The 1,894-nt window shown below is 60.6% G+C and carries 1 protein-coding gene; it reads left to right on the top strand.

From position 1 onward, the window contains the following. The first annotated feature begins 231 nt into the window (after positions 1 to 231). Positions 232 to 1,728 carry an oligosaccharide flippase family protein gene (locus G3480_RS26375; protein WP_164657164.1) on the top strand — a complete coding sequence of 499 codons (1,497 nt, stop codon included), beginning with the start codon at positions 232 to 234 and terminating at the stop codon, positions 1,726 to 1,728. Positions 1,729 to 1,894 lie beyond the last annotated feature (166 nt).

Raw genomic sequence — 1,894 nt, 5'->3', positions numbered from 1 at the left:
CCGCTGGACCTATGAGGGAAAGCCGCTCGCGGCATGAATGATTAAACAGTCTCGGGATTTCCACTCTGTTGCACTAGGGGGGATTTCGGGCGGCATCGCTCGCATCGGGAAACAATTGATGGACACGCTCTAAGCTCAGCGCCCGACTGCCAGGGGCTGAGTCCGTCACAGGGCCCTGCGTCGGTATAGAATGCGCCCTTTCGTTTCGACAGGATGTATCGGACGGCCGCCTTGAACCCACTCAAACGACTCGCCTCCCAGACCGCTATCTATGGGGTCAGCAGCGTCTTCGGGCGCTTCCTCAACTATTTGCTGGTCCCCTTCCTGACCTACACCTTCGCCCCGGCGGAGTATGGCGTCATCGCCGAGTTCTATGCCTACATGGGCTTTCTGGCCGTGCTGCTGACCTTCGGCATGGAGACAGGCTATTTCCGCTTCCGCTCCAGCGAGGAGCATGCCCCCGAGGTGGTCTACGGGACGGTGCTCCGCTTTCTGGTCGTGTCCAACGTCCTCTTCCTGCTCGCGATCTTTTTCATGCGCCAGCCGATCGCCGAGCTGCTGCGTCATCCGGACAACGCGGAGTATGTCTGGTGGAGCGCCGCCATCCTGGCGCTGGATGCCATCGGCGCGGCGGCCTTCGCCCGTCTGCGCGCGGAGAACCGGGCGGCACGCTTTGCGACGCTCAAGCTGATCGAGATCGGCGTCAACGTCGGGCTCACCATCTTCTTCATCTACCTCTGCCGCCACGCTTACGAGAGCGATCCTCAATCTTTACTGGGGCGGCTGTGGATCCCGGAGATCGGCGTGGGCTATGTCTTTGTGGCCAACCTGGTCGCGAGTCTCATCAAGCTGCTGATGCTGGCCCCGCAGCTGCGCCATGGCTTCCGCGTTTTCGACTCGGTACTCTTCGCGCGGCTCATCCGCTACTCGCTGCCCATGGTCGTCATCGGTTTCGCCGGCATCATCAACGAGATGCTGGACCGCGCGGCCCTCAAGTACCTGCTTCCCTACGACGACGCGACCAACATGGCGCAGCTCGGCATCTACAGCGCCTGCTACAAGCTCTCTATCCTCATGTCGCTCTTCATCCAGGCCTTCCGCTACGCAGGCGAGCCCTTCTTCTTCAGCTACGCCAAGCAGGCCGACGCGGGGCGCACCTATGCCATCGTGCTCAACTGGTTCGTCATCTGCTGCGTCTTCCTCTTTCTGCTTGTCACGCTCTATATCGACGTCTTCCAGTACTTCGTGGGCAGCGCCTATCGCGAAGGGCTGCATGTCGTCCCCGTCCTGTTGCTCGCCAACCTCGCGCTCGGCATCTATGTGAACCTGTCGATCTGGTACAAGCTCACGGACCGCACCCTCTTGGGCGCGGGTGTCTCCATCATTGGCTCGGTCATCACGGTCGGACTCTTGCTCTGGTGGGTGCCCAAGTACGGCTTCGAGGGCGCCGCCTGGGCACACCTGGTCTGCTATAGCTCCATGGTCCTCATGTCCTATGTGCTCGGCCGCCGTTACTACCCCGTGCCCTATGAGGTCGGCAAGGTGCTGAGCTATGTCGGTCTGGGATTGGGACTCTACCTGGCGAGCGGATGGCTGCAGACGGCGACGGGCTGGCACGCCATGCTGGTCGGCAGCCTGGGGCTCAGTGTCTTCCTGCTGATCGTTTTCATGGTGGACGGGCGCAAGCTGCTGCGCACGGGGACCTCGGCGCGCGCTGACGTTTCCTAAGGGGCTGTGTGTTGTGCTGGCGAGGGGGGTAAGGCATAGCCGTCAGGCTAGCGGTATGTTCATTTTAAATCAATATGTTACGAGCGCACCCCATAACTTCTCAATAAGTCATGGCACCCAATAAAACAGAGACTTAGAATCAAAAGAGTCGCACTTCTGCGCCTCA

The organism is Thiorhodococcus mannitoliphagus (assembly GCF_010915725.1).
Classification (GTDB): Bacteria; Pseudomonadota; Gammaproteobacteria; order Chromatiales; family Chromatiaceae; genus Thiorhodococcus; species Thiorhodococcus mannitoliphagus.
This window is presented reverse-complemented; position numbering and strand designations above follow the sequence as displayed.